The organism is Fibrobacter sp. UWEL, from assembly GCF_900142535.1.
Taxonomy (GTDB): domain Bacteria; phylum Fibrobacterota; class Fibrobacteria; order Fibrobacterales; family Fibrobacteraceae; genus Fibrobacter.
This window is the reverse complement of sequence record NZ_FRBE01000009.1, coordinates 109,946-136,763: the sequence shown is the minus strand read 5'-3', so window position 1 is coordinate 136,763 and position 26,818 is coordinate 109,946. Positions and strand designations below refer to the sequence as shown.

Here is a 26,818-nt window from a genome sequence, read left to right as displayed (position 1 = left end):
CTATTAAGGGCATGAAGTTTGAATATACCGAGTCCGAACTGGCTGGTGAACTGGTTCCCTTCTATGTCACTGCTTTGATTGACGATGGCAAGGACCTGAGCCTGTCTCCGGACGACGCTGTTAATGTGGGTTATAAACTGTCTGCTGATGGCCTGACTCTGTATGCAAAGAATGAAAAGGGCGAACTGAAAACGATTCTTCCTTCTGACCCGCGTACCATTGACTCAACTGGTGTGGATACTATCTATGCAACGGTGGACTTTGCCGCAGCATCTGCAACAAAGACCTATACTATCAAGACCACTAGCTCTAGCGGTACTCCGGCTACCATTGAATTCTACCTGCCGATTCTCGCCTTCACTGATTCTGCTTATGAAGCACAGTCCATTTCCGGCGCTTCCAAGAATGCAAATGGTGAATATGACGAAATCTATGTAGGTGGCTTTACCGATCTGTATGTTCACGCTCTGGACCCCTATGGTAACCTCTGCGAAAAGTGCAACTTCGAATTGAGCCTGGGCTCTGAAACTTCCGCTAAGATTGAACCTCAGGCTGGCGTAAATCTGGCTGTTTCTGGCGGTAAGGGCGTGGTTCCTGTTCGCTCTCTGAAGGAATATCGCTACTATGCAGAAGGCTGCGTTGCAAATCCGTCCGATCCTAAGGATGACTGCGGTCCGGCAACCATCTCTGTCATTGCAACGATGAACGGTGGTGTGAAGGCTGTTTACCAGCCGATCTTCTTCCGCGAACCCCCGGTACCCTATCCTGTGCTGACGGACGTTTTCGATGTTCACGGTGCAGTTCCCGAAGCTGAAATGAACATTCCGTCTGCTTACTATAGCATGCAACAGGAATATCTGGATGGTATCGGCGACTCCGCTTCCGTATACTACAACCGTCCGGTTCATAAGGACTCTCTGCCCTCCTTCCTCTGCTTCATCTGGGATTCCACTTCTGCAGAAAAGCTGAACCCCTATGAGCTGGGTATTTCCAATAAGGAAACCGACAAGGAAATGTACTGTAATGATTACGTTTCTGGCGATAAGCTGAGCTGTGTTGGCACTCCTGATGCAGACGGCTATTGCACTGCTCGCTTGGATGTGGGTGGCCTGAAGCTTTCCAAGACTCCCAAGACTGGCGGTTCCGGCAAGGTTCTCTCCTGGGCAAAGTTCATGGATAAGGGTAAGCCTGTGACACAGAGCTTCGATGGTGATTTGACTGATCGTATGGCTCCGGTGATCATTTCTGCTCGCGTGACCAGCATTAGTGAATCTCAGAACCAGCTGGTGCTGAATGTCTCTGAACCGGTTGCTAACCAGCAGTTCCTGACGACATCCCTCACGTTCTTCTTGAACTCTGCAACTTCTTTGACTGAAGACCAGCGCTTCAAGAGTGACGTAGCTGCAACTTCTTTGCAGGACCGTTCTGAAAATGTTCGTGCATACTATATCACTGGTGACAACTCTGTTTCTCCCCACGTTGGTGACTACGTTCGCTTCAGTGGTGACTATAACAATGTCTACTGGATGGATGTAACGGATATTCATGCAGAATCCTATGCAGATATTCGTCCGGCAAATGATTTGACTGATTACAACTGGAATGCACCCACTGCTTACAACTCTACTGTTCGTCTGCCTTCTCCCTGGGTCCAGATCAACGGTGAAGCAGAAGTGACTGTGAAGGAAGTGGCATTCTCTCATACCGGTAATGCTCCGGCAGGTGAAAATGTTCCCATGGTTCAGGTCGTTCCGTTTGCAACCAGCAAGAGCTTCGAATATGCAGCAGACTCTATGAATCAGGTGGTTGGTCACTTCGTTCAGTCTGATATGTTTGCTCTGGTGAACTCTGAAGAACGTTTCTACGATTACTTCTCCAAGAACAAGAACGAACTGCACAAGATCTACTTCTTCTTCAACGTGGAATACTACACCAACCTGGGTGGCTACGTTGCTGGTCAGAGCGGTAAGATTTTCTGCGATGACGAAACCGTCTTCGGCGTAGGCAAGTCTTGCTTGGATGCAGGCCGTAACTTCTACATCGCTTGGAACATGCGTTCTGAAAAGGGTCGTGAAGTTGCTACCGGCGCTTACATTACCAAGCTCCAGTCTTACATCAAGCTGGGTAAGTTCGGTAAGAAGAACTCCCTGGACAAGACCAATGTCTGGGGTGTCAGAAGAGATGCTACTCCGACTAAGAAGTAACCTTCAGGCAAACTTGAAAAAGTGGCGGGTTTAACCCGCCATTTTTTTTGTTATATTTGAGCCATGTTTAAGTTTATTGCAGCTTTCTTAATGTCCATGTCTATTGCATGGGCTGCAGGTCCTACCGATATGGACTCTCTGTTTCAGGGTAAGGAATACAAGCCTGAACTGAATTCCTCTCTCAGGGATACTACCACCAACCAGAGCATTGCTAGCAAGACCAAGAAGGATTCCAAGTCCGACGGTCTTTACATGCTCCAGTTCGAAGCGGTTGCCGACTTTGATGCCGCTCAGCGTCGTAGAGCTCAGCTTGCCGCAAGCACCGGCTACACCATTTCTGTGGTGTTCGATACTCCTTTCTACAAGCTTCGTGGCGGTGGATGGTCCTCCAAGAAGGCTGCCGAAGATAAGGCTCGTGAGCTGTCTGCCTACAACATTAACGCATTTGTTGTGAAGATTCGCTAAGGTTCTTTCCTTACGAAATCAAAATTACAGGACGAAAAAAGCGGAGTTTAAAAACTCCGCTTTTTTGTTTGCAGGGTTTACCCTTATTCAAGCAATCCCAGAGCCTGCTTTAGGGCGTGCTCGTCCATGGTGTCCGGCATGAGGGCTCTTTCTTCGGGTCCCACATATGCCAGCTTTCTTTCGGAGTCCGGTCGTCCGGATCGATCGCGAGGCACATATTCTCCTGGTTTTAGAGAATAGAAGAACAAGCCGGTCTTCACAAAGCGCTTCTTCTGGAGGCCTTGGTTAATGGCTTCCGTAAGAGCTTGCTGAATCATGGGACCTGCTCGATCTACATGATGCAGTTCCAGTACGCGACTCATGAGCACATCCTGATGGATGGGTGCCTCGTGATCCACGTAGAACTTCAACTGCGTAATGAGCGCAGCTACCGGCAGCTCTGCAATAGGCTTGTCGTGGGGCGTTCCTTCAATCTTGGGGTGTTGGACCTGGTAGGGAACAACATTGCTTCCGGAAGAAACGTCGTTAAAGAATTCCTCGTCTTCCTGGACTTCTTCCTGGGGATCAGGTGGGGGAGGTGCGACACTCTGTTCAATTGCCAGAGTGGCGACCAGGTGTCCGACTTCATCCTGGCGAGCCATGTACCAGAAGGGAAGCCACAGGTTAAGGACTTTCCAGCCTTGTTGCTTTAACAAGGTTGGCCTAATGTAGTCCCTATCTTCGATAGAACTTCTAAATCTTTCTGTAGTGCAGTCGTCTTCAATGAGTGCCAGGAATCGCTTGCTGTTGTTGGCGTCCACAATGACGGGGCCAACAGGAATGCCTGCTGGATTGAAGGATTCTTCCACTTGGATGTTTTCGCTCTGCAGGGCGGAAATCGCCTGAGGACGAATTTCGGAAGCGGCAGGAGTGGAATGGTAGTCGCTGCTGAAATCCTTCTGCTGCAGATAGTTAATCCATTCCCAGAACAAGTTGTGTTTGGAATTGGACTTCTTTGTCAAATCCGCATCGGAGATAAACACGAACTGTTCATTCTTTGCAAGAGACGTGCAGGTGGAAATCTTACGATCGCCTGCAATGGTGGCTACGCTTTCTGCTTCGGCACAGACGAATACCACATCACGATAGCGATCAACGGCGCGTTCAGGAGTCTTCACGTAGTAACGAATATCTTGATTCTGCTGGGCGAAGAATCTTGCCGCAGGGGAATCTGCTACGAGCATTGCCCTGATGGCGGATTCGATTTCGTGACAGGTGGATTGATGGAATGCAATGATGCCAAGAGTTTTTCCAGGATTGCGTTCCGCATGTCGAACTGCGGCCTGGGCAATTGCCATCACGTTATTCTGCACGGCCTTGAAACGGATGCCCTTAAAATCATCCCTATTGGGAAGAGGCAACTGCTTAATGCCCTTGTTGTAAATGTGCTTGTTGGCGAAGTCCACCAGGGCCGGATTGGCGTAGTTGTTGGAGAACCACAGTTCTCGTGTAGGAATACCACGGCGCAGTGCGGAAGCGAGAATGCTTTCGTGGAACATTGCCGTGTGCTTGTTTTCCGTTTCCTGGTAGGCGTCATAGGGCAATTGCTCCAGAGCAGGACTCTGGGGATCGCCAATAAGGATGACTCGTTCCGATGCAATCAGGGAGGGCAGCGCCTCTACTGCGGAAATGCAGTCTGCATCCAGAAGAATGGTCAAGTCAAAATGTTTGTGTTCCAGCTGGTAGGTGTCATTTAGATGAACGACCGTCAGAAGGCTGGGGTCATTTTCTACTGCAGCCTGGAATTCCCTGAAGTTTGCATTGCAGAAAGAATCCAGCAGGGATTGATAGGTCTTGGACTTTTTGGCACGAGCCTTGGGATTCAGGGAGAACAGGTCCGGACAGGACTTGGTTGCCTGCTGGATCTGGAATCCGGTCCAGTAATGGATGACTGCCTGAGCCACTTCCTTAGAGACGTTGTTGGTGTCCTCGACGAAACTGACGAGGCCCGGGCAATTGTAGCTACCTAGTTTTGCGATAAGGGCTGTCAGCTGGAGGTGGATATCCAGGTTTTCCCAGTTTTCGCTCCAAGACCTGATGGTGTCCAGCCACTTTTCGATGCTGAGACTTTCAAGAGAGGTTTCAAGACCCATGTCCTTGGATATCTGCTTGATGGATTTTTCCAGGTCCAGGACAGCCTGATAGAATCTTGCGATTTCAGGCTGCAAATCCTTGAAGAGATGCCACTGTTCCAGAATCTGTAGGAGCAGTTCCATCTTGGGATTGTTCTTGATCTTATCCTTGAAGTCGTAGACGTAACGGATTTTGCGATTCAGTTCGACCCAGTCAGAACGTTCATACATCCAGTCCTTACCCAGAAGGTGATTGCCTAGGACCGATGTTTCCTTATAGGCGCGCTTATTTTCCTGGAGGTCCAGAAGCGTGTCGATCAAGTCCAGAAGCCTAAGGTCGGAATCCACGGATTTGGGATTGCGGATGACCTTCATCAAGGTCTTGCGAGAGGTTCTATAACGATCGGAAAGGCCCTTGAGGGTGGTGTTCTGACATTCTGCAAATTCTTCGCGAGCTGCCAGGATGTTCTCGTCTACAGCATTGTCGGTGTAGATATCGGAAGTCTGCCTGCGGTAGCGAACCCACTTGTCGCCTGCTTCGGGCAGGGCAAGCAGGGTTTCCTTATAGGAGTCCCAGTTGCTGGAGCGAAGAACCCAGTCTTCAAAGGCGGGGGTGTCCTGGTCAAAGTTTTCCTGAATGAGCTTCAGCAGGTCCGCTAGGCTAGAGAGGAAAATTCCAGTGGGGAATAAACCTGCGGATTCCATCAGCGTGATGATTTCGTCCAGTTCGGAAACCTTGCTGGCTGCTGCAGTCAGTTCATTGGCGAGGGAGAGCTTCTGATTGTCGTCCAGGCTGGGAACGTGTACGTCCTGGAATGCACGACGGGCTTCAAAGCCTTTCTTTTCAAAATAGAGGTCCACCAGCTCCAGAAGATCTGCCTTGAGATTCTGGTAAGTAGGGTAGTCCAGCTGGGAGATTCCCTGGAATACGGATTCGGGAATCTTTTGCTTGGAAACTTTTGCCTTGCCGAATTCCGTCAGAAGTTCGCTCAGCATGATACCTGCTGGCTGGATGGGCTTGTTGACGGTTTCGTAGTATTCCACCATTTCCTGGCGGAATTTCTTTAAGTCTTCCTGGAGCTTTATGCGGTCAGAATCGGCGAACGTTCTGAAGGGGGGCTTCCAGGTGTTTTTAAAAGTACTGGCGGTTACGGCCCTACGGCTCACAACAAGGACTTTCTTACCCTTGGAAACGCTTTCTGCCACAATGTTTGTGGCAACTTTCATCTTGGCTGTTCCAGGGAGTGCGTTAATTGCGTAAGCCTTGCATTCCTCGTTTAGGGCGTCCAGGGTCACCTTGCTGGTGTGGGAGTCCGTCACGTAGGGGAAATGGTAGTCCGCCGGAGAGAACAACTGGTTGATGTCCCCATCCTCAAAGATGGATTCCTGAAGGTCAAAGCCGTCCTGGGTAAAGAGGGCGTTCAGGTTGGGGTTGGCATCCAGTTTCTTGTCCTGGGGAGTTTCGTCGAACCACTGGCGCATACGGAGATCGCCAGTATTGAAGAAACTGAGGCAAAGTCCATGGCGAGTGAATTTCCAGTTGCGGGCGGTGGCGACAGCCTTTTCAAACAGAGAGAAGTAGAGCAAGATGCTGAACTGACCGTTGATGATGGCGTCGTCTGCCTTGGGCAACGGATTGGGAAGAACGTCCTTAAGACGTTCCCTCAGGACCACGTTTTCGATGGGGGCTTTGCCGGAGAGGGTGAGGGTCTTCTTGTTAATATCTACGTTCACAGGAACGAGAAGGCTAGGGGCGAGGGCGTTGCCATCCCACTTCAAGAAACCCAGTACCAGGTATAAGTCGGTTTCCCCGAAATCTTCCATCTTTTCACGAAGGACTGTGGAAAATGCGTCAATCTGGTCAATCTTCTGCTGGGCGGTATAATTAGCGCTGATTTTGAAGAAGGAATCCAGGGGCAGAGGGCCTTTGGACTGCATCCATTTTTCAAGAAAAAGATCGCCCGCTTCCATAATGAGCGGAGACTGAAAATCACCCTTCGATGAAAAATTCAAAAGGCGGTCTTTAGAATCAAAAAGTAATACTTCTTGGCGTAGCTTTGAAATGGTTGCAGAAGATGACGCTAGGGACATGACCTGAATATAAGTTTTTTTGGAAAGAAAGATTTCCGCAAAAGCTTATAAAGTGTTGACAATTCTTCCAATAGCATCCTCTAGGGCGATAGAATCCTGCTTCGGGATGAATCCCGCCTTGAAAAGTACCCTGCCCAACAGTTCTTCTGGGCGATAGCCCGCTTCCTTGTCTTGACGGATACTGTGCGCTAGCTCACGTTTGGAAAGCTTCTTTCCGGACGGATCCACAATGAGGGGGTGGTGGAGATAGAGGGGACGAACGTGTTCCCTAGGGATATGGCCTATTCCCGAGGCTACCTGGCAGAGGGTTTCGCTCAAGGCGATTTGCCTGGCGGTGGAGTTGATAATGTCTTCCCCGCGGACGATGTGGGTGATTCCTTGTTCCAGATCGTCCGTGCAGACGCATAGCTGGTAGGTGTAGCATCCTTCCCGATCCATCAGGGGGAAGTCTCCACACTGTCTTGCTGGATTCTCGGAGAATGCGCCAAGACGGTAATCCTGCCAGTTAATTAGTTTGTCTGTAACTTTAAAGCGAGTGTTGTGGGGAAGGGCTGAAGCCTGATGGATGTCCAGAGCCTGGCATTTGCCCTGATAGATGATTTCGCCTGTTTCACTGCGGGGGTTTTCCGCTTCCAGCTGTTTTCTGCTGCAGGTGCAGGGGTAGGTAAGTCCAGCGGCGTCCAGCCTTTCCATGACGGCGCGGTAAATATCCTGCCGTTCGCTCTGAATGCTTTCACTGTGGGGGATGAATCCCATCCAGGCCAAGTCTTCGCGAATTCCCTGGATGTAGGCTTCCCGAGTGCGGCCGCGGTCATGATCTTCGATGCGCAGGTGGATATGGAGATTCCACTTGCGGGCGGCCGCCCATACGTATAGCGCCGAAAGAAGGTGACCTTCATGGAGGTAACCTGTAGGGCTTGGGGCGAAACGTATTTTTCCAGAAAAGTCCATAAAGAAGGATACTTGAAAAGGGCGTGTTCTGAGTCACAAGATAGAAACTTTAAAATTGAACTTTAATTCTTTTTTCTAATTTGAGAGTGATGCGTAATTTACGAATTCTTTCCTACCTGGCGGCATGGGGATCTCTCCTCGTGTCTTGCTCCTCTGCGCCTGCCCCAGTTGCCGACGCTCCAAAGCCGGCTGAAACTGTTGAAACCCCTGTGGTGGCTCCTGCAGAAAATTCCGTATCTGCGATTCCTGCCAGTTACAAGGATGTCCAGTTTCCGGAATTCGTTTATGTAGCCCCTCATCCCAGGGATTATCGAGTGGAAGTGGCTCCCGGAATTACGGGATATATTGCAAGCGACCGTTCTCTGCCCTTGGTGAACTTTACGGTTTATTTTGAGGAAAGTTCCTTGCCTTCTGTATTGAAGGATGAGGCTGCTAATTCTATGGTCAGTTCCATGCTGCGCCGTGGTGCTGGTGGCGGTATTGCTCCTCATGACTTGGACGATTCCCTGGAATTCATTAGCGCAGGTATTAGCACCTCTGCAGGGACCTTCAGCTCCATGTTTGACATCGACTGTCTTTCCAAGGATTTCAAGAATCTCCTGGATCTTTCCCGCAAGGTGCTGACGGCTCCTGGCTTTGATAAGGACCAGCTGGAAATTGTGAAGGCTGGCTTTGTGACTTCCTACGACCGTCGTTATGACACTCCCGCCAAGGTTCTTTCTGCCTTGAAAGCCAAGGTGAATTACCAGGATAATCCTAGACTTTGGGATGCAAACGGGGATGAATATAAGGCTGTGACTGCAGAAGACGTGAAGCGACTTGCTGCGGGAACGTTTTCTTCCAAGCGAATTGTGTTTGCTCTCTCCGGCGATGTGGATCGAGATTCCTCCATCGCCATGCTGAAGGAATTCTTTGCTGGCTGGAAGGTTGAACCTGCTGCTGAGAAACCTGCTCCCAAGCCCCTAAGTTTCCTGCGTAAGCCTGGAATCTATGTGGTGGATAAGGATATTACCCAGGCAAATATCTCCATGAACCAGCCCTTCGTGAAACGTCCCCATCCGGATTATTATCCGGCTGCCGTAGCTAGTTTCATTCTGGGTGGTGGTAGCTTTACCAGTCGTCTTATGAATCGAGTCCGCAGCGATGAGGGCTTGGCTTATAGCGTTTATAGTTCTGTTGGCAACGACTATCGCGATACATCCATGGTTACGATAGCCTTGCAGACTAAGGTGGAATCCGTGGATTTCGCCCTGAAGCTGATTTATGAGGAAGTGGAAAAACTTGCAAAGGAAGGCCCTTCCGAAGAAGAACTGGCTCAGGCCAAGAAATCCCTGATTGAAAGCCTGCCCAGCTTGTTTGACAGTCCTTCTTCAACTGCCATTATTTTTGCCAAGGGTGAACTGCTGGGGAAATCCCAGGACCATTACTTGGATTACGTGAAGGAAATTAATGCGGTGACTCCGGAACTGGTGAAGGCTATGATTGCCAAGTATTTTGACAAGAGCAAGATGACCATTTCCATTGTGGCTCCGGTGTCCAAGCTTGATGCCTTGAAACCTTTCACGGTGATTCCTCTGGATAGCCTTGAATTCAGAAACTAGGGAGGATACCTAATGAAGTCCGCTCTGAACAACGTCCTGAAAACCGCAAGTGCCGTTCTCCTGTGTGCATTTTCCGTATTTGCCGCAGAGCAAGGCGAGGCTCGCGTTGTGGTCAAGGCTATTCCCGATCAGCCTTCCATGAATGGTGCTGTGGTTGATCGAAATACCCTGGTGAAGAAGGTGGGTGATGATGATGTTCGCCCGCTATGCTCTGGCATGAAGGCTTGCCTTGGGGTGGATGTACCTGGCTGTACCGATGCAGATAAGCTTCCCTTGAAAAAGGTGAAGTATGATGAGGAATTCTGCAGAGTGTTTAAGGAAGTGAAGAATCGTGGCCTGAGCACCGATATGAATGTGACTGGTGTTCCCGAAATCTTTGCGCGCCTCGGTCGTCAGTATCGTGCCGTTTATGTGAACGAAGGCACCTTGCCTTTGAACGAACATGTCATTAGCTACCTGTTCGATAACATGCCCTTTACTGCCGAACTGATCAATGCTTATTTGGAATCCAACTACACCTTGGAGTATGCAAGCAAGGATCGTCGATTCTTTAACGGAAGTAACGGCCGCAGCCTTTCCGGCGAGTTCTACTGGGCTCTGCAGGATAGCGCTGGACAAAAATTGGGTTTGCGTGACTTGTTCTTTGGATATGGCCATGCCAAGGTCCTAAAGTGGTCTTTGACAGGAACCGCCATTGCTTTTTTGGATATGGACCCCATCCCGGGAAATCAAATCAAGTATAAACTAACGGCAGTGGTGTTTCCCGCAAATTCTGTACTCAATTCCATCATGCAGATGAAGGTGTTCAAGAGCGTGGTGAATAGCAAGATTGACCACATTGTGGATGACATTAAGAAAGCTTCCGGTATGTATTTTGGCGGCAACAAGGAACCCATGCTGAAGAGCGCCGCCCTAAAGTCTCAGCAGAATATCCAGTACGTTCTGGATTTCGAGACGGTTGTGAATGGAGCTCCCTGGAAGTTGGGTGACTTTGAAAAGTTAAAGAAGGAACGGGCTAAGGCAAAGGCTATTGAAACTGCCCCCGCTCCTCTAAAAGTTGTGGAATAATAAAAGAATCAAGGAATACACATGAGCGATAATAAGGAAAGTCTGGAATCCCTGCTGGCCCGTGTTACGGACCGCCGTCGTGAACTTCTCTCTTCTGTGGTGGATCGCCGCACGAGACATTTTTGCATGGTGCTGGAAGATCTGTTTGACCCCCATAATATTTCCGCTGTGATCCGTACGGCAGAATGCTTTGGTCTGCAGGATGTTCATGTGATTGAAGAAGACAACGCCTATAGCGTGAATAAGTCCATTCTGAAGGGTTCCTACAAATGGATGAATCTTTATTTGTACAAGAAGCGCATGCTCTGCATGGAAAAGCTTCGTGCTAAGGGCTATAAGATTGCTGTTGCTAGCACCAATACTACCAATTCCGTTCTGGATTTGGACTTGAGTCAGCCTACTGCTTTCTACCTGGGTAGCGAATTCCATGGCAATCACCCGGATACCCTGGCTCATGCCGACTATGAATTCAAACTGCCTCAGTACGGTATTACCGAATCCATGAACGTTTCCGTGGCTGGTGGCGTGCTGATGACCTATCTGGACGTGTACATGCAGAAGGAAGGTCGCGAAAAATTCCTCCTGAAGAAGGATGAAAGGGACGCTCTGCTGTATGATTGGCTGGATCGTCACGTAAATGGCATTGAAAACAATAGTCCCATTACAAGAATCGAAGAATAATAACTAGATTAAATTCCAAATGAAGAAGTATTCTGCACTCTATTTTTCTGTTGGTCTAGTTGTTATACTGGCCCTCGTAATTTTGGTTTTTGGCATCTTTTTCCTGAACGAAAAGGATCCTAGAGAAACTTATAACACGTTCTACCTGCGCTTTACCCAGGTCAGCACCCTTGTTTTGGATGACCCTGTCAAGGTTAATGGCGTAAAACTGGGTAAGGTGGAAAAAATTGAACTTTCTGGCCACCGCGTGGTGGTGACGGTTCGCTTGCGTACCGACGTAAAGATCCCCACAGATTCCGAAATCCGAGTGCAGAATATTGGTATCATGGGCGAACGTCAGATTGGTATGATTCTTGGCGATTCTACCAAGTATTTCACTCCTGGTGATACGATTAATGGCCAGTTTGACGCAGGTATTGCAGAAGCCTTGGGTCTTGCTGGTGAAGTTTGCGATAGCACCAAGGTTCTTCTGGAGTCCGTAAAGCAGGCTTTGGGGCAGACCATTACCAATCCTGAATTCCAGGAACGTTTCAAGACTCTCCTCGTAAAGGCGGAAGCTCTTGAAGATCGTACTATGAAACTCTTGAACACCACTGATCCCCAGATTAAGAAGAGCCTGGATGGCCTGAATCAGGTGACCGTGAAGGTGAACGAATTGATTGACGGCGTGAAGCCCCCCATTGATAATATGTTTGCAAATACCGATAAACTGATGGGTAATGCAGATAAGCTGATGGGTGAACTGGATGGTGTTACCAAGCATTTGGATGTTCTGCTGGCCAATGTCCAAAAGAAGATCAACTCCAAGGATAACACCGCTGGTATCTTGCTGAACGACAGAGCCCTCCATGACGATCTGGTCAAGACGATCCACTCTGCTGATAGTCTGTTCCGCGTCATCCTGAAGGATGGTCTGGACGTCAACGTTGATATTTTCTGAGGAAAAAGATGATAGTTAAAACTTTGGTGGTCACAAATAAATTGGGTATTCACGCGCGCCCTGCCGGTATGATTGTTGATGTTACCGGTCAGGCACAGAGTGATGTCTCCATCGTATTCGAAGGTTCTAAGGCGAATGCCAAGAGTATTTTGAATGTGATGATGCTTGCGATTCCCGCTGGATCTGAAGTGAAGTTTGAAATCGACGGTGAGGACGAAGAAAACGTTGCCTCCCAGTTGGAGGTCTTGTTCGGTGACCACTTCAACGAAGAACCTTGCTGATGATAAGATCAAGCCGGTACGCACTGTTCTAACAGGCGTGCCTGCATCTCCCGGCTTTGCGATGGGCCGGGTTTTTCCGGTTATTAACCGTGAAGTTTCCGTGGTGGAGGAAACTCTTCCTGAAAGTCGTATTCCCGACGAGGAACAGGTTTTCCTGAAAGCCATTAACAAGACCGCAAAAGAGATTGCCCAGATTAAGGAAATCTCCGAAGGTCGTACAGGCGTTAAGGATAGCCTGATTTTTGCAACCCACCTGATGATTCTTCAGGATCCGGGCTTGGTCAATGGTATCCTGGATAAAATCCGCAGGGAACATAAGAACGCCCGTTGGGCTGTGCATGTGGTTCTTGGCGCCTACATCGATAAGTTCGAAGCCATCAATTCTGCTGCCATGCGGGACAAGGCTACGGACTTGCGAGATCTTTATAACCGTCTCATGGCTGCCATGGAAGACTCCGGACCTGTGCTGGAGGATGTGGCTGCTGAAGATGGTGTTGTGCTTGTTGGACATGAACTTTTGCCCAGCTTGCTTATGTCCATTAAGCCGGGCCAGGTCTGTGGCTTGGTGATGGATACCGGTGGCCGTACGAGCCACGTCGCTATTCTTGCTCGCTCCCTGCAGTTGCCCTTGGTTTCTGGCCTGCGTAATTCTGCGGCGGTGGTCAAACCTAATGATATCCTGATTGTGGATGGTTCCAATGGTACCGTCATCGTCAATCCCAACGAAGAGGATATTCAGGAATTCCATAAACGTCAGGAAGTATTTGAACGTCAGCGTCGCGAACTGTTTACCATGCGACAGCTGGAACCCATGACCCGTGATGGCAAGTACATCACCCTTCATGCAAATATTGAATTGCCTGCAGAAGCGGACAAGGTGACTGACTTCGGTGCATCTGGCATCGGTCTGTATCGTTCTGAATTTTTGTTCCTGCGCAAAAACGCTCCCACGAAGGATGAACAGCGTGATGCTTATCGCTACATCCTGGAAACCATGGCTCCCTGTCCGGTTGTGATCCGTACCTTGGATGCTGGTGGTGATAAACTGGTCAGCGGTATTAACGCCGTTAGTGAATCCAATCCCTTTATGGGATGGCGTTCCATTCGAGTTTGTTTAGACAAGGAAGACTTGTTCTGTGAACAGCTGACAGCTCTTCTCCTTGCGAATACTAAGGGAAATCTTCGCATTCTCTTGCCTATGATTTCCAGTATGACGGAATTGCGCAGAGCTAAGGCTTGCATCAAGCGTTGCCGCGAAGAACTGGAAGCCGCCGGCAAGAAAGTTGCCAAGGTGAAAGTGGGCGTCATGATTGAAGTTCCCTCCGCCGTGATGATTGTGGACAAACTAGCGAAGGAAGTGGACTTCTTCAGCATCGGTACCAATGACTTGATCCAGTTTACCCTGGCAGTGGACCGTACCAACGAACTTATTACGGATATGTTCCAGCCTCATCATCCGGCTGTGCTCAGCATGATTTATCAGACCGTGCGGGCTGCACATCGTGAAGGAATTCCTGTGGCGGTTTGCGGCGAAATGAGTGCCGACCCCATGAGTGTCCTTCTGCTGGTGGGACTTGGAATTGACGAACTTTCCATGACACCCTGGAGTGTCATGTCCACTAAGAAAATCATCCGCTCCATCAACTTTGAGGATGTCCGCGATACGGCCCTTACGGTGTTGCAGATGGATGATGCTGAAAGTGTGAATGCCTACTTGCACAAGAAGTATGCACAGACGATTATGGATCTTGGCATCTCTAGCTTTGTAGGTCAAGTTGAAAAAAACGGAAAATAAAAAGAACATGATTCGTTTCCTTTGTATCCTACTAGGCGTTTGCTCTGCAGGCGTCTTTGCTGTTTCTCAGACTTTAAATTCATCTTCCTCTGTTTCAAATCCCGCTGTGGTGACGGATAGTTCCGTGGCGGCTCTTTCCGTGGAAAAACCTGTGGAAGGCAATCCTTTTGCGGAATTAGAACAGATTGATCCCAAGGTGTTCCAGGATGTGGAAGTTCGCTACAATCGTGTGAAGGCTGCTAGCGAGGATACGACCCTGTCCAAGAATATTCGCGACTTTGCAACTGCCGCCATGTTCTACTATAAGGGGGACTGGGATAATTCCTACGCCGCTTACGATACTCTTCGTGGCAGGGATTCCTTCCTGGATGGAAGCGTTATCCTGCGCATGGCAACTGCCAAGTTTAACGTAGGTGATTATGCCAAGATGAGGGAAACCCTGGCCCTGAACAAAGGCCTGGAAAAGAACAGCACTTGGCTTCGCCAGGCGGACTTGCTCCGAATTCGCTCTGTTGCATTCGATAAGAAGTTGAGCGACAAAGCTCAGGCAGATTCCCTGAAGGCTTTCATCGATAAGTATCCTAAGACCGATGAGTCTGCAAGCTTCAAGTATCGTTACGCCCAGTACATGGAACAGTTCAAGAAGACGAAGGAAGCCAAGCGCGTCTACATGCAGTTGCTTACCAGCGCCGCATATAAGGACTCCGCTTTCGCTTCCATCAAACGCTTGCGTCAGGAAAGAGTCTCCCCGGAATCTCTAAACGAAAAGGTCGCCTACGCAAAGATTGCCTGCGGTAAGGAAGAAGCATCCGCCTGCCTTTCCCTGCTGGATTCCATCCAGATTATGGACGCCGACCTTCTGGCTAAAAATCCCGAAAGCGCCGTAGCCCTTCCGGATGATTCCCTCCAGAGCAAGCTTCCCCTCAGCACCCTCCCGATGGCAGATCGTATCGCCCTGTGGGAAAAGCGTGCTTCTGTCTATCGCAATTTAGGCCGTGAAGATGATGCCATTAAGCAGTACATCTTCCTGGTGGACTCTGTAGAAGCCAAGAAGGACTGGATTGAAACCGCCCTCAAGCGCATGCGTACGGTAAGCTCTACCAAGTACGCCAAGGTCATTAAGCGTTATGATTCCAAGCTCCAGGTAGTAAGCAAGTACAGCAAGAGTACCGGCGACAACCTGTGGCGTCGTGGCTTTGACTACGAACAGGTGGAAAAGTTTGATAGTGCTCTGGTCTGTTATAAGGAGCTGGCGGATAAGCGTTACGGCAAGAGTAGCTTTCGTAATTGGGCTAAGTTCCGTACAGGCTTTGTCTACTTCAAGATGGAACAGTGGCAGAATGCTGTAGACATGTTCAAGGAAGCCATGAACGAAAATGACCGCTGGAGCAGCAGCGGCGCCCGTATGTTCCTGGGGGATGCCTACATGAAACTGGGCCAGGATTCCCTGGCTCGTGAAGCCTATCTGGATTGTATTCAGGATTTCCCTCTGTCTTCCTACGCTCATCGTAGCCGTATGAAACTGATTGAAAATAAGTTGATGGATTCAACCCAGGTTCCTTTCGCTCACGGAACGGAAATGTCTGCGGAAGAAACTCTGAAGTGGATTCGTGATGCCCAGAAGGCCGGAAAGCCGGATTCCAGCTACAGTCCGGAACGTTATGACCGCATCAAGACCTTGTTCCTGTATGGCTTTAGCGATCATGCTTTCAACCTGTATGATCAGGCCCGCAAGAAGAACGCCAAACGTCTGGATTTCCTTTATGAATATGGCCTGCTGTTCTACGAAATGGGTGAAGTGGCTGCTGGCTATCGCTTGGCTCGTCAGTTCCAGGCAAACATTGACCGTAGACTTCTTCTGGCTCCTCCTCTGGGAGTGCTGCATTATCTGTATCCCACTCCCTTCAAGGATCAGGTGAAGTTCCATTCCGGCAGTCGCATTGACCCCTTCTTCGTCTATAGCGTCATGCGTCAGGAATCTATCTTCAATTTTGAAATCGCATCTCCTGCAGGTGCCTGTGGACTTCTCCAGATTATGCCTTCTACCGGCAAGATGTTGGCCAAACAGGAAAATCTGGAAAACTTCGATCCCAAGCAGTTGTACAATCCCTACATGAATATCCGTCTGGGCATCCGCTATCTGGTGGACTTGAAGGCCGCCTATAAGGATGACTACATGTATGTGCTGGGCAATTACAATGCTGGTCCTAAACCCACTAAGCGTTGGCAGACCGCAAGCGGCCACCTGCCTTGGGATATCCGCTCTGAAGAAATCAGCTATCGCGAAACCCGCGACTACGTAAAACGAGTCATGGGCAACTACTGGATCTATCAGGAAATCTACGACGAACTATAGTAATTATGAATTACGAACTCATATCTCATATCTCATAACTCATAACTCATAACTCATAATTCATATCTCATAACTAGTAATGCTTTTCCTTCTTCTCACCATCGGTCCTGCGTTTCTGTTTGCTTGCGGAAACATCCTGGAAAAATCCGGGGTGTCCACCGTGGGTAAGAAAACGGGAGGCGTTTCCAACCCCTGGCAGTTCCTGAAGGGTGTTCTATCCAATGGCTACTGGTGGCTGGGAATTGGCTGTTCTGGTCTTGCAACCTTAGGGTACTATATTGCTATGGCCCGCTATGACTTGAGCCAAGTGCAACCCATGATGGTGCTGAATCCGGTTCTCACCGCCTTGATGGGCTTTGTGATTCTGAAGGAAGTTTTGACCCGCCGCATTGTGGTGGCCATCTGTTTTGTGGTGGCAGGACTTCTTTATTCTGTGGAATCCCTGGGTGGGGTGACTAGCGTTCAGAATATTTCCATGCTCTGGATATATGCCGGCGTTGTTTGTGGAATTACCCTTCTGGTTCACCTGTTTGGCCGTGACCGCGAAATTGCAGATTCCCTGATTATGGGCGTAGGCTTCGGTATTTCTGCCGCGTTCTATAAGAGCCTGGCCATGGATTTTGACCTGGATCATATATCCTTCTCGTCTGTGGGAAATCTATTGCTGGACTTTAGAACACTAGGTTATATCGCTACCTATGGCATCGCCTTTCTTTATTCCCAGATTTCTTTTTCCAGAGGCCGAGCCCTCTTCATTATTCCCTTCAGTGCTGCTGTCGGGGCCGCTGTTCCCACTATCGCGGGGGCTGTGGTTTTCTCGGAAACATTCCCATTGGGTAAAATTATTTCCGTGATTTTAGTACTGTCTGGGTCTGCTCTGTTTGTGGTCCGCAGACCTCGCAGAAAGGGTAAAAAGAGGAAAAAATCCTCCAACTTGTAGGAAATAAGTAAGGACTCCCGCTTCAAATAGCGAGTATATTTGATGGTATGGGATGTGATCTAAAGACTGCTTTACTTCGGAAATCCTATGCCGGGTTAGCCTCTGCTTGCCTGGCTTTTGGTGCATTAGGACTTTCCGCCTGTTCCGATGATGGAGCAAGTAAACCTTCGTTGCCGAGCAACTCTAATAGTTCCTCGAGCTCTTCCATAAACGTGCCTTATGTGGGTGGTCCTTTGATGTTTACGGAAGTAGATCCCACCAACTTGGTGTATGAGGATCATGAAGGTGGGGATGGTAGCTGGATTGAAATCCTCAATACTTCTGACGAACCGGTGAACCTTGCTGGAAAATACTTGACCAATTCTCTGGATAAGCCCACCAAGTGGACTTTCGGAAACGTGGTGGTCCCTGCCCAGGGTTTTATGGTGGTGTTCTTGTCCGGCAAGGACCTAAAGGATTATGTGGCTCCGACCGATTCCACGGAAATGATTGGCCCGGGATATTGGAGCTGGACCGATTCCCAGAATGAGGATGTGGCTGGCTTCAGTTACGCCGATCCCCTGCCTGGCCAGAAGAAACTTTGTTTCAAGGAAGATGGAAAACGTCGCTGTGGTGCGGTGATGAAACTGGGGGACAACGAGGAATTGGGTTGGTCTTCCATTTCTGTCATGATTGGAACTGGCTCTACGGATCCCGAAGACGTGGTGGATATTTCCGGCGCTAATGAAATTCTTATGAACGCCTACATTACCAAGGACCGCAAGGTTTCTTTCCGATTGACCCAGCCCGATATGGACGACTGGAAAGGATATGAAATCGTCCTAACAGGAACGGGAGACTCTTCTACGGTGTATCGCGTTTCTCTTCCCGCTGGGACTACATTCCCGGACCTTGCAAATATTTACGGCACCCGCATGAGTCCCGAGTCCAAGGAATCTCAGGAAGTCTCTGTAAAGATCTTCAGTTACATCGCCCGCAATCGAGGTCATGAACCCCACGCTTCCTTCAAGGCGAAAAAGACCGGCGGAGCCTTGTTCCTGCTGGACGAAAACGGCTTCCTGATGGATTCACTCACTTATCCGGAAATTCCTGCTGGGAAAAGCTGGTCCTACGGTTCTGTGAATGGAACAGCCGGCTTTGGCTTTGCGGAACCGTCTCCCTACGGATTAAGCGTTGGGGAGGTTTATCCCGTGAGATCCCCTGCGCTGGATACCCTGACGGAACTGCCGCCCTCCGGTTTTTATCAGGCACCTTTTGTGGTGAATTTTCCCGAAGGTTATGCGATCCGTTGTGAGCTAGGTGGAAAAGCTCCTACCGAAGAAAGCCCTCTTATAACGGTACTTGGCTTTGATAAAAACACGACCGTTCGCTGCGGCAGTTTTGTTCCAGGAGCCATGCCAGGTAAACTGCTGAATCGCACCTACATTTTTGAAAAGGCTCCTGCTGTTCCCGCCGTATTCGTTACCGTAGATCCGGGCTCCATGTTTAATCCGGATACAGGCATCTATATGGAAGGCAATTTTGCACAGACTGCGGAACCTCACTATGGTGCCAACTACTGGCTGGATAAGGAAATCCCCGTCTTTGTTGAATTGATTGAAGCAGGAGTAAATCAGCCTGCGTTTGCGAAAGATGCTGGTCTTGAAATATTCGGTAATTACAGCCGCATGAACGAGAAAAAATCCGTGGCCATCACCTTCAGGGAAAAATACGGCGATAAACGTTTGAAATATCCCTTGTTCCCGGGATTTCCGGAGCTGAAATCCTTCAAGGGATTTGTTCTTCGGGATAACGGCAGCAATAACGGAAACGACTATATTCGCGACATGCTGGCTTCTTCCATTACGGAAGGCCTTGGGGTAGATTACCAGCGAGGACGAGCTTCCATCGTGTACTATAACGGCGAATACTATGGAATCCATAACATTCGTGAACGTTCTACGGAATATTATTTCGAAACCCATTATGGAATGGATCCCAAGTCCATTGACTTGTTGAAGGCGGATAATTCCGCTTCCAACGGGTCCTCTACGGAATACCAGGCCATGATGGATTGGCTGGAATCCGCCCATCTGGATGACGACGCAAATTACGAAAAGGTTGCCGCCCAGATTGACGTAGGCAATTTCATCAATTACGTCTTGTCGGAACTGTTTATTGACAACCGTGACTGGCCCAGCAATAACCTGAAAAAGTGGCGTTGCAGCAATCCTAAAACCCAGTGGAAATGGTTCATCTACGACACCGATTTTGGCTTTGGTTCTGGAATGAGTAGCTATAAGAACAACATTTTTGAGTTTGCTACTGCAGAAGATGGGGAGTCCTGGCCTAATGGCCCTGAATCCACGTTGTTGTTGCGTAGACTCCTGGAAAACGATGGCTTCAGAAGTGCTTTTATAAACCGCATGGCCGTTCTGCTTGTGATGAATTTTGAAAGCTCTAGAGTGACTGCTCGAATCAATAAGCTGATGGGTGATATTAGTTCTGAAATTGAACGCGATCAGAAAGCTTGGGACCGAAATTCCAAGTGGATGACCACGTCCTTAAATAACATCAAGAATTTTGCCAAGGAACGTCCCGGAATTATCCAAAGCGAACTGCAGGAATACTTTGCTTTGGGTTCGCGGGCTCCTGTTACTCTGTCTGTTTCTGGAGGCGGAACCATTGCTGTTCACGGGCTTGCCCTAGATGTTTCACCTATGGAAATAAACTTCTTTGAAGGGCTCCCTGTGGAAATATCCGCGGTGGAATCCGGTGGTCGTGTTTTCTCAAATTGGAGCGATGGAGTAACATCGCCTACAAGAATAATTATGCCTGGAGAAGTCAGTTCCCTGAATGCAATTTTTAGATAACATTTCTGCGTCTAGAGAGAACGTCTAGAGAACGAAAAAGATGAAATAAAACCTTATTGTAATTGAGATTAGACGGCATTTCTAATTTTTGAAAATCTCTATTTTAGAAATTATCTACATTATAACCATTATGAGTTTTACTACTAAGATTCTTTGCATTGGCGCGGGCTATGTCGGTGGCCCCACTATGACTGTTATCGCCGACAAGTGCCCCGATGTTAAAGTGACTGTTGTGGATATCAACCAGTCTCGTATTGATGCCTGGAACAGCGAAAACCTGCCTATTTTTGAACCTGGTCTGGATGATGTGGTAAAGCGTGCCCGTGGCCGCAACTTGTTCTTCAGTACCGATATTCCGGCTGCCATCAAGGAAGCTGACATTATCTTCGTTTCCGTAAACACTCCCACCAAGACGTTTGGTCATGGCGCCGGTAAGGCCTCTGACCTTCAGTACTGGGAAAAGACTGCTCGCAACATTCTGGACATCGCCGACGAAGGCAAGATCATCGTGGAAAAGTCCACGCTGCCTGTCCGTACCGCAGCTGCCATGGAACGAATCCTGAATTCTAACGACAAGGGCCTCCATTTCGAAGTCCTTTCCAACCCGGAATTCCTGGCCGAAGGTACTGCCATTCAGGACCTTTTCGAACCGGACCGTGTTCTTATCGGTAGCCACCAGACTGAATCCGGCCTGGCTGCCTGCCAGAAACTTGTGGATGTCTATGCCCACTGGGTTCCCCGTGATCGCATCCTGACTACCAATCTGTGGAGTTCCGAACTTACCAAGCTTACTGCAAACGCCTTCTTGGCCCAGCGTATTAGCTCCATTAACTCTATCAGCGCCCTCTGCGAACGTACCGGCGCCGATGTGGACGAAGTCGCCTATGTGATGGGCAAGGACAAACGTATCGGACCTAAGTTCCTGAAGGCTTCCATCGGTTTCGGTGGCTCCTGCTTCAAGAAGGATATCTTGAACCTGGTGTACCTGTGTGGCTACTACGGCCTGCCCGAAGTTGCTGCCTACTGGGAAAGCGTTGTGAAGATTAACGAATGGCAGACCCATCGTGTGGTGGACCGCATGCTGGAAACCATGTTCAATACCATCGCAGGCAAGAAGATCGCAGTCTTTGGTTTTGCTTTCAAGGCAAACACCGGTGACACTCGCGAAAGCCCCGCTAACCTGGTGGTTCGCGATTTGCTGGCCGAACATGCAGTGCCGGTCGTCACTGACCCCAAGGCTATCCCTGATGCCAAGCGCGACCTGAAGGACGTGCTGGATCAGGTCCAGTTCGAAGAAGATGCCTACAAGGCAGCCGAGGGCGCACACGCTGTGGTGGTCTGCACCGAATGGAAGTGCTTCGCTGAACTGGATTGGAAGCGCATCTTCGCCTCCATGGCTAAGCCCGCTTTCGTATTTGATGGTCGTAACATCCTGGATGCTGATGCCCTTCGTAAGATTGGCTTTGAAGTGACCAGCATTGGTAAGGGTAAGGCGGAATAAAGGCTCTTTAAGGATTTGCTCATGATTATTCGCAGTAAAGCACCTCTTCGTCTCGGTCTTGCCGGAGGCGGTAGCGATGTGTCTCCTTATAGTGATATTTATGGTGGACTTGTTTTAAATGCAACAATCAATTTGTACGCATATACCACTATTGAAGAAACTGACGACGGCATGATTACGATTCAGGGTCATGATAGTGACTGCTTTGAATCTTATCCTGTAGCTAAAGAGATTCCCACCAACGGGAAGGGGGACTTAATTAAGGGCACCTACAATCGTGTAGTTCGTGACTTCGACATCCCTCTGAAATCTTTTAAGATAACGACCTACAATGATGCTCCCGCAGGTTCTGGCCTGGGAACATCGTCTACCATGGTTGTCAGTATTCTAAAGGCCTTTGTTGAATGGCTTGGCCTCCCTCTGGGTGATTATGAAATTGCCCGTCTTGCCTACGAAATCGAACGTAAGGATCTTGGCCTAAGTGGAGGAAAACAGGATCAGTATGCTGCAGCGTTTGGCGGGTTCAATTATATGGAATTTCTGCCGAACGATGTTGTTATCGTGAACCCCCTTAAGATCAAGCGTTGGATTGTGGATGAACTTGAAGCATCCATGGTTCTCTACTTTACTGGAAGAAGCCGTTCATCTGCCCAGATTATTGATGAGCAGAAAAAGAATACGGAAAGCGGTAATTCAAAGTCCGTGGAAGCAATGCATCGAATTAAGCAAGGCTCGGTGGATATGAAGCTTGCTGTCTTGAAGGGTGACATGCAGTCCTTTAGTAAGGTGCTTGGCCAGAACTGGGAAGACAAGAAAAAAATGGCTAATGCCATTACCAATCCGGTTATCGAGGAAGCTTTTGAAGTTGCTACTGCAGCAGGTGCAAAGGCTGGTAAGGTTAGCGGTGCCGGTGGCGGTGGCTTCATCATGTTCTTTGTTGAACCTACTCGCAAAAAAGAAGTCGTTGATGCTCTCAGAAAGCTGGATGGCTTTACCATGCCCTTTAACTTTACTGACGGTGGTGCTCACGGCTGGAAAATTTACGAGACGGACAACGTCAATTCGTTAAAGTACTAGACGATAATGATTGAAGAAAACGTTTATAAGCATCTGGAAAGCTTGATTGCCAGGTATCCGAGTTTGGCTGTTTGCCGTGAGGATATTGCAAATGCTTATTCCGTACTGGAAAAAGCTTTTGCCAATGGAGGCAAACTTCTCATTGCTGGCAATGGCGGTTCTGCTGCAGATGCGGAACATATTGTTGGTGAGTTAATGAAGGGCTTTGTTAAGCCCAGAAAGATTAGTGCGGAATATTCAAAATCCTTGCTTGAAGCAAATGAGGAATTGGGCTCTGTTCTTTCTAATGCTTTGCAGGGGGCACTTCCTGCAATCGCACTCGATGGACATTCGGCATTGACCACCGCCTATATGAATGACTGTGAACCACTGCTTTGCTTTGCTCAACAAGTCAATGGCTATGGCGTTTTCGGGGATGTATTCCTTGGCATTTCTACTTCTGGTAATAGCAAGAATATTCTTTATGCCGCTACCGTTGCAAAGGCAAAGGGTCTGAAGGTGGTTGGACTTACGGGTGAACGGGAAAGCAAGTTGGCTGCAATGTCCGACGTTTGCATCCGTGTTCCTCAGAAGGAAACCTTCATGATTCAGGAATTGCATCTTCCTGTTTATCATTGCCTCTGTTTGATGCTCGAAGAAAGATTCTTTTAAATAGGTCCTTTTATGGAAGTTGTGGTTTTGGCCGGTGGCCTTGGAACAAGGCTTCGTAGCGTTGTAAGTGAAGTCCCTAAGTGTATGGCGACTGTTGCCGGTAAACCATTCCTGTGGTATCTTCTGAAGTACTTGACTCGATATGACGTGTCTCGAGTTGTCCTCAGTGTCGGCTATCTTCGTGAAGTCATCTTTAAATGGATTGACGAAAACAAGGCTGAATTTCCCTTTGAATTTGACTATGCTGTAGAGGAAGAGCCTCTAGGTACCGGAGGTGGTATTAAGCTGGCTCTTGACAAGGTTCAGGGCAATTGCGCTTTTGTCCTGAATGGCGATACCTTCTTTGATGTGGATCTGAATGAACAGAAGAAGTTGTACGATTCCGTAGAAAAGGATATTGTACTGGCTCTTAAGCCTATGCAGAATTTTGATCGTTATGGTACCGTCGTTTATGATGAAAAGTCTTGTGCAGTATCTGCTTTTAACGAGAAGAAACACTGCGAAGAAGGTCTTATTAATGGCGGCGTCTACCTTGTCTCCACGAAGTCGAATATTTTTGAGGGATTGCCCCAAAAGTTCTCCTTCGAAACTGCAGTGCTGGAAAAACAATGTGCAGCGGGTAATATTGCGGGCCTTGTCCAGAATGGTTATTTTATTGACATTGGCATTCCCGAAGATTACCGCAAGGCCGATGCTGAATTTGATTCCTTGTTTTAATCCATGAAGCTCATAGATATTGACATTTCCGGTTACGACACCTTGCTGTTGGATCGCGACGGGACGATCAACGTCCATATTATTGGCGACTATGTCCGTAAATGGTCTGACTTCGAATTTATCCCGGGCACGTTTGAGGCCTTGGCTAAATTTGCCCAGCATTTCAAGCATATCTTCATTGTGACGAATCAGCGTGGCATTGGCAAGGGCAAGTATTCCGAAGCAGATCTTGCAGATATCCATGCAAGGATGTGTGCTGAAATTGCAAGTCATGGCGGTCGGATTGATAAGATCTATTTCTGTTCTGCCTTGACGGAAGAGGATGTAAGGCGTAAGCCAGGACGTGGCATGTTCGATGATATCCTTAGGGATTTCCCCGACGTGGATCCGTCTAAATGCCTAATGCTCGGTGATGGCGACGTGGATATGGAATTTGCCAAGAATAGCGGCATTGCCGGCATAAAAGTGGATTCCCTAAAGAAAGAGGGATCCGAGTATAAATACGTTATCCAATAAAAAAGAAGGCTTTTAGCCTTCTTCTTTTTTTGCCCAGGGATCCTGGTATTTGCCAATCATCTGCTTAAAGAACTGCTTGAAAAACGGCATGTCCTTGATGAAGTAGCGTCGCCACAGTCTCTTGGGTTCGCAAATAAGTCTGTATAGCCATTCCAAGGCCAGTTTCTGGAAAATCTTAGGAGCTCTCTTGATGTTTCCAGCCTCAAAGTCGATGGTCGCTCCTAATGCCATAAACACATCGATGTTAGGCAGCTGGTCCTTGTACTTGTAAATCCATTTGGTCTGTTTCGGATTGCCGAGACCAACGAGAACCACGTTAGCAGGAGAAGCCTTCAGGATGTCAAGAATCTTAGCGCATTCCTCGTCACTCTTTTCGAAACCGAACGGCGGGGAATAGGTACCGACGATGATATCTCTTCCAACTCTCTTGTTGATTCGTTCCTTGGCGATGTCTGCGACGCCTTCCCTTGCACCAAGAAGGAATACCTTGATGTTTTCGTTTTTGGCATGGTAATCGCAATACTTCGGGAAGAAGCTGGATCCAGGAATGGTTTCCTTAAGGCTTAATCCCCTAAGCTTGGATACCAGCATAAGAACTCTACTGTCACAGACGGAAAACTCTGCCTGGTCTGCCATTTTGTGGAATTCTTCGTCATTTTGGTGAATCATGACGTCATCTACGTTTGGAGTAACAAGAACACCCTTGTTCAACTTCTCCAACAATTCTTGCACAGTATAATTATCTATGCGAGTATTCAGAATCTTGATAAATGGCTTATTCATGACTCTTGCTAGACTCTCCAAAATACAACGTTACGCAAAACCAATCAGTTAGGAACCGCATTGCTGCGGTCTACGAAATATACCTTTTGGGGTCTGGATTGTCAATTTCGTTTTGGAAATGTGTGACTAATTGAACAGGATCTTGACATAGTCAGATACCATTCGGTCCTCACCATAGTTGTTTACGACGAAATCTCTGTTTTCCTTGAGGATATTTAAGGTTTCCTCGCTGGATCTTTTCATCGATTGCTTTATTTTCGAGGCGAGTTCCTTGGAATCATCCGTTGAGAATAAAAGGTCCTTTCTCAATATGCAGTCTGCGTTCATGGGAATATTGGAGGCCAGAACAGGCACTCCGTACATATAGGACTCAAGAAGTACGTTGGGGGTACCTTCTTCGTAGGATGCTAAAATCAGCAATTGTGAATTCAGGTAGTAGTGCTTGATGTTGGATGTGAATCCAATAAATTTCACGTATTTCTTGATATCCAGCTGGTCGCAACGCTTTAGAAGCTCTTCATAGTACTGATTGTCTTCTACAGTACCTGCAAAGATGACCTGGAAGTTAAACTCGTCCTTTAGTTCTGCGATGGCTTCAATAATCACCTTCTGGTTCTTGATTTTTGAAATTCTGGCAGGAACAAGAATTTGGTAAGGTCCCTCATTTTGCTGGCAGGGAGAAAAGTCTTGAAGCTTGACCCCGTTGTTGATGACGGGAACAGGTCGTTTCAGCCGCTGGGACATGATTTGGGAGGCCGCCTTTGAATTACACACCAGCTGATTGCAACGCTTCAGCAGGAATCTTCTCCACATAAAGCTGGTTACGGCGTCCCCTGGATTACGCTCGTTATAGATGACTTCGCAGTGATAAAACTTGAAGAAAAACAGCAACATGAGACCAGTAAGGTTTGTGACCATTACCTGCTGGACCTTGTTCTTCTTGATTTCCTTACGCAACAACATCATCATCTTTAAAAGCGAAGTGATTTTAGCGGCGTACTTAACAATGAGGTTCTTGTCTTTCGTTGCGGCAACGGAACTGTTCCCGAAAACAAAGGACACGTTGGAATGTGTCTGGACGAAATCCTGTTCGTCCTTTGCTAATTCCTTGACGGAGGATTCCACATAGACGGATACGGGATAACCTCTTTTGGAAAGACCGTCTACAAGGAATCTAATCTGTTTTTCGGAGCCTCCGCAAAACAGCAACGGCATGATAAATAAACAACGCTTAGAA

At 48.3% G+C, this 26,818-nt stretch carries 19 protein-coding genes and 1 pseudogene; 16 read left to right on the top strand and 4 right to left on the bottom strand.

The annotated features are described in order from the left end of the window. Window positions 1–2,204 (top strand): annotated as a pseudogene (locus BUB59_RS07715) (hypothetical protein); the annotation flags it as partial. Between the two features lie 63 nt (window positions 2,205–2,267). After that, the gene (locus BUB59_RS07710) at window positions 2,268–2,669 is read left to right on the top strand and encodes an SPOR domain-containing protein (RefSeq protein ID WP_073228050.1); all 402 of its coding nucleotides are present in this window, start codon (window positions 2,268–2,270) and stop codon (window positions 2,667–2,669) included. Window positions 2,670–2,752: 83 nt separating this feature from the next. Here the strand turns inward: BUB59_RS07710 and BUB59_RS07705 are convergent, their stop codons facing one another. Together BUB59_RS07705 and BUB59_RS07700 are read right to left on the bottom strand one after the other, a co-directional pair. Further along, a complete protein-coding gene (locus tag BUB59_RS07705) occupies window positions 2,753–6,793 on the bottom strand; it encodes a DUF3320 domain-containing protein (RefSeq protein ID WP_234979995.1) in 4,041 nt (1,346 codons plus the stop codon). A gap of 123 nt (window positions 6,794–6,916) precedes the next feature. Next, window positions 6,917–7,822 carry a glutamate--tRNA ligase family protein gene (locus tag BUB59_RS07700; RefSeq protein ID WP_073228043.1) on the bottom strand — a complete coding sequence of 302 codons (906 nt, stop codon included), beginning with the start codon at window positions 7,820–7,822 and terminating at the stop codon, window positions 6,917–6,919. Between the two features lie 89 nt (window positions 7,823–7,911). On the opposite strand from BUB59_RS07700, the gene BUB59_RS07695 reads away from it, so the two are divergent. The 14 genes from BUB59_RS07695 (at window position 7,912) to BUB59_RS07630 (ending at window position 24,798) form a co-directional block, all read left to right on the top strand. Beyond that, window positions 7,912–9,423, top strand: a complete 1,512-nt coding sequence (locus BUB59_RS07695; RefSeq protein WP_073228040.1) for a M16 family metallopeptidase — start codon at window positions 7,912–7,914, stop codon at window positions 9,421–9,423. A 12-nt stretch (window positions 9,424–9,435) separates the two neighbouring features. Further along, on the top strand, window positions 9,436–10,491 hold the full coding sequence (locus BUB59_RS07690; protein ID WP_073228037.1) for a hypothetical protein: 1,056 nt from the start codon (window positions 9,436–9,438) through the stop codon (window positions 10,489–10,491). A 21-nt stretch (window positions 10,492–10,512) separates the two neighbouring features. Beyond that, entirely contained in the window at window positions 10,513–11,172 is a 660-nt protein-coding gene (locus BUB59_RS07685; protein ID WP_073228034.1) for a TrmH family RNA methyltransferase, read from the top strand. 19 nt (window positions 11,173–11,191) lie between these two features. Then, entirely contained in the window at window positions 11,192–12,112 is a 921-nt protein-coding gene (locus tag BUB59_RS07680; protein WP_073228031.1) for an MlaD family protein, read from the top strand. An 8-nt stretch (window positions 12,113–12,120) separates the two neighbouring features. Further along, window positions 12,121–12,393 carry an HPr family phosphocarrier protein gene (locus BUB59_RS07675; RefSeq protein ID WP_073228028.1) on the top strand — a complete coding sequence of 91 codons (273 nt, stop codon included), beginning with the start codon at window positions 12,121–12,123 and terminating at the stop codon, window positions 12,391–12,393. Next, on the top strand, window positions 12,365–14,188 hold the full coding sequence (ptsP, locus tag BUB59_RS07670) for a phosphoenolpyruvate--protein phosphotransferase (RefSeq protein WP_073228025.1): 1,824 nt from the start codon (window positions 12,365–12,367) through the stop codon (window positions 14,186–14,188). Before BUB59_RS07675 ends, ptsP begins: the two co-directional genes overlap by 29 nt. A gap of 7 nt (window positions 14,189–14,195) precedes the next feature. Then, a complete protein-coding gene (locus BUB59_RS07665) occupies window positions 14,196–16,544 on the top strand; it encodes a lytic transglycosylase domain-containing protein (RefSeq protein WP_073228021.1) in 2,349 nt (782 codons plus the stop codon). Between the two features lie 79 nt (window positions 16,545–16,623). Then, entirely contained in the window at window positions 16,624–17,484 is an 861-nt protein-coding gene (locus BUB59_RS07660) for an EamA family transporter (RefSeq protein ID WP_073228018.1), read from the top strand. A gap of 47 nt (window positions 17,485–17,531) precedes the next feature. Further along, window positions 17,532–20,336 carry a CotH kinase family protein gene (locus BUB59_RS07655; protein WP_073228016.1) on the top strand — a complete coding sequence of 935 codons (2,805 nt, stop codon included), beginning with the start codon at window positions 17,532–17,534 and terminating at the stop codon, window positions 20,334–20,336. A gap of 130 nt (window positions 20,337–20,466) precedes the next feature. After that, window positions 20,467–21,837: a nucleotide sugar dehydrogenase gene (locus BUB59_RS07650; protein WP_073228014.1), complete on the top strand. Its 1,371-nt coding sequence runs from the start codon at window positions 20,467–20,469 to the stop codon at window positions 21,835–21,837. A 21-nt stretch (window positions 21,838–21,858) separates the two neighbouring features. Then, window positions 21,859–22,914, top strand: coding sequence for a GHMP family kinase ATP-binding protein (locus BUB59_RS07645; RefSeq protein ID WP_073228012.1), 1,056 nt, complete (start codon window positions 21,859–21,861; stop codon window positions 22,912–22,914). A gap of 6 nt (window positions 22,915–22,920) precedes the next feature. Further along, a complete protein-coding gene (locus tag BUB59_RS07640) occupies window positions 22,921–23,565 on the top strand; it encodes a D-sedoheptulose-7-phosphate isomerase (protein ID WP_073228010.1) in 645 nt (214 codons plus the stop codon). A 12-nt stretch (window positions 23,566–23,577) separates the two neighbouring features. Continuing rightward, window positions 23,578–24,282 carry a nucleotidyltransferase family protein gene (locus BUB59_RS07635; RefSeq protein WP_073228007.1) on the top strand — a complete coding sequence of 235 codons (705 nt, stop codon included), beginning with the start codon at window positions 23,578–23,580 and terminating at the stop codon, window positions 24,280–24,282. Between the two features lie 3 nt (window positions 24,283–24,285). Further along, window positions 24,286–24,798 (top strand): D-glycero-alpha-D-manno-heptose-1,7-bisphosphate 7-phosphatase, encoded by a 513-nt coding sequence (locus BUB59_RS07630; RefSeq protein ID WP_073228005.1) that lies wholly within the window; start codon window positions 24,286–24,288, stop codon window positions 24,796–24,798. Window positions 24,799–24,810: 12 nt separating this feature from the next. On the opposite strand, the gene BUB59_RS07625 is transcribed toward BUB59_RS07630, so the two are convergent. Both BUB59_RS07625 and BUB59_RS07620 read right to left on the bottom strand, forming a co-directional pair. After that, the gene (locus BUB59_RS07625; protein WP_073228002.1) at window positions 24,811–25,581 is read right to left on the bottom strand and encodes a WecB/TagA/CpsF family glycosyltransferase; all 771 of its coding nucleotides are present in this window, start codon (window positions 25,579–25,581) and stop codon (window positions 24,811–24,813) included. Window positions 25,582–25,707: 126 nt separating this feature from the next. Continuing rightward, window positions 25,708–26,796, bottom strand: a complete 1,089-nt coding sequence (locus BUB59_RS07620) for a glycosyltransferase family 4 protein (protein ID WP_073227999.1) — start codon at window positions 26,794–26,796, stop codon at window positions 25,708–25,710. Window positions 26,797–26,818 lie beyond the last annotated feature (22 nt).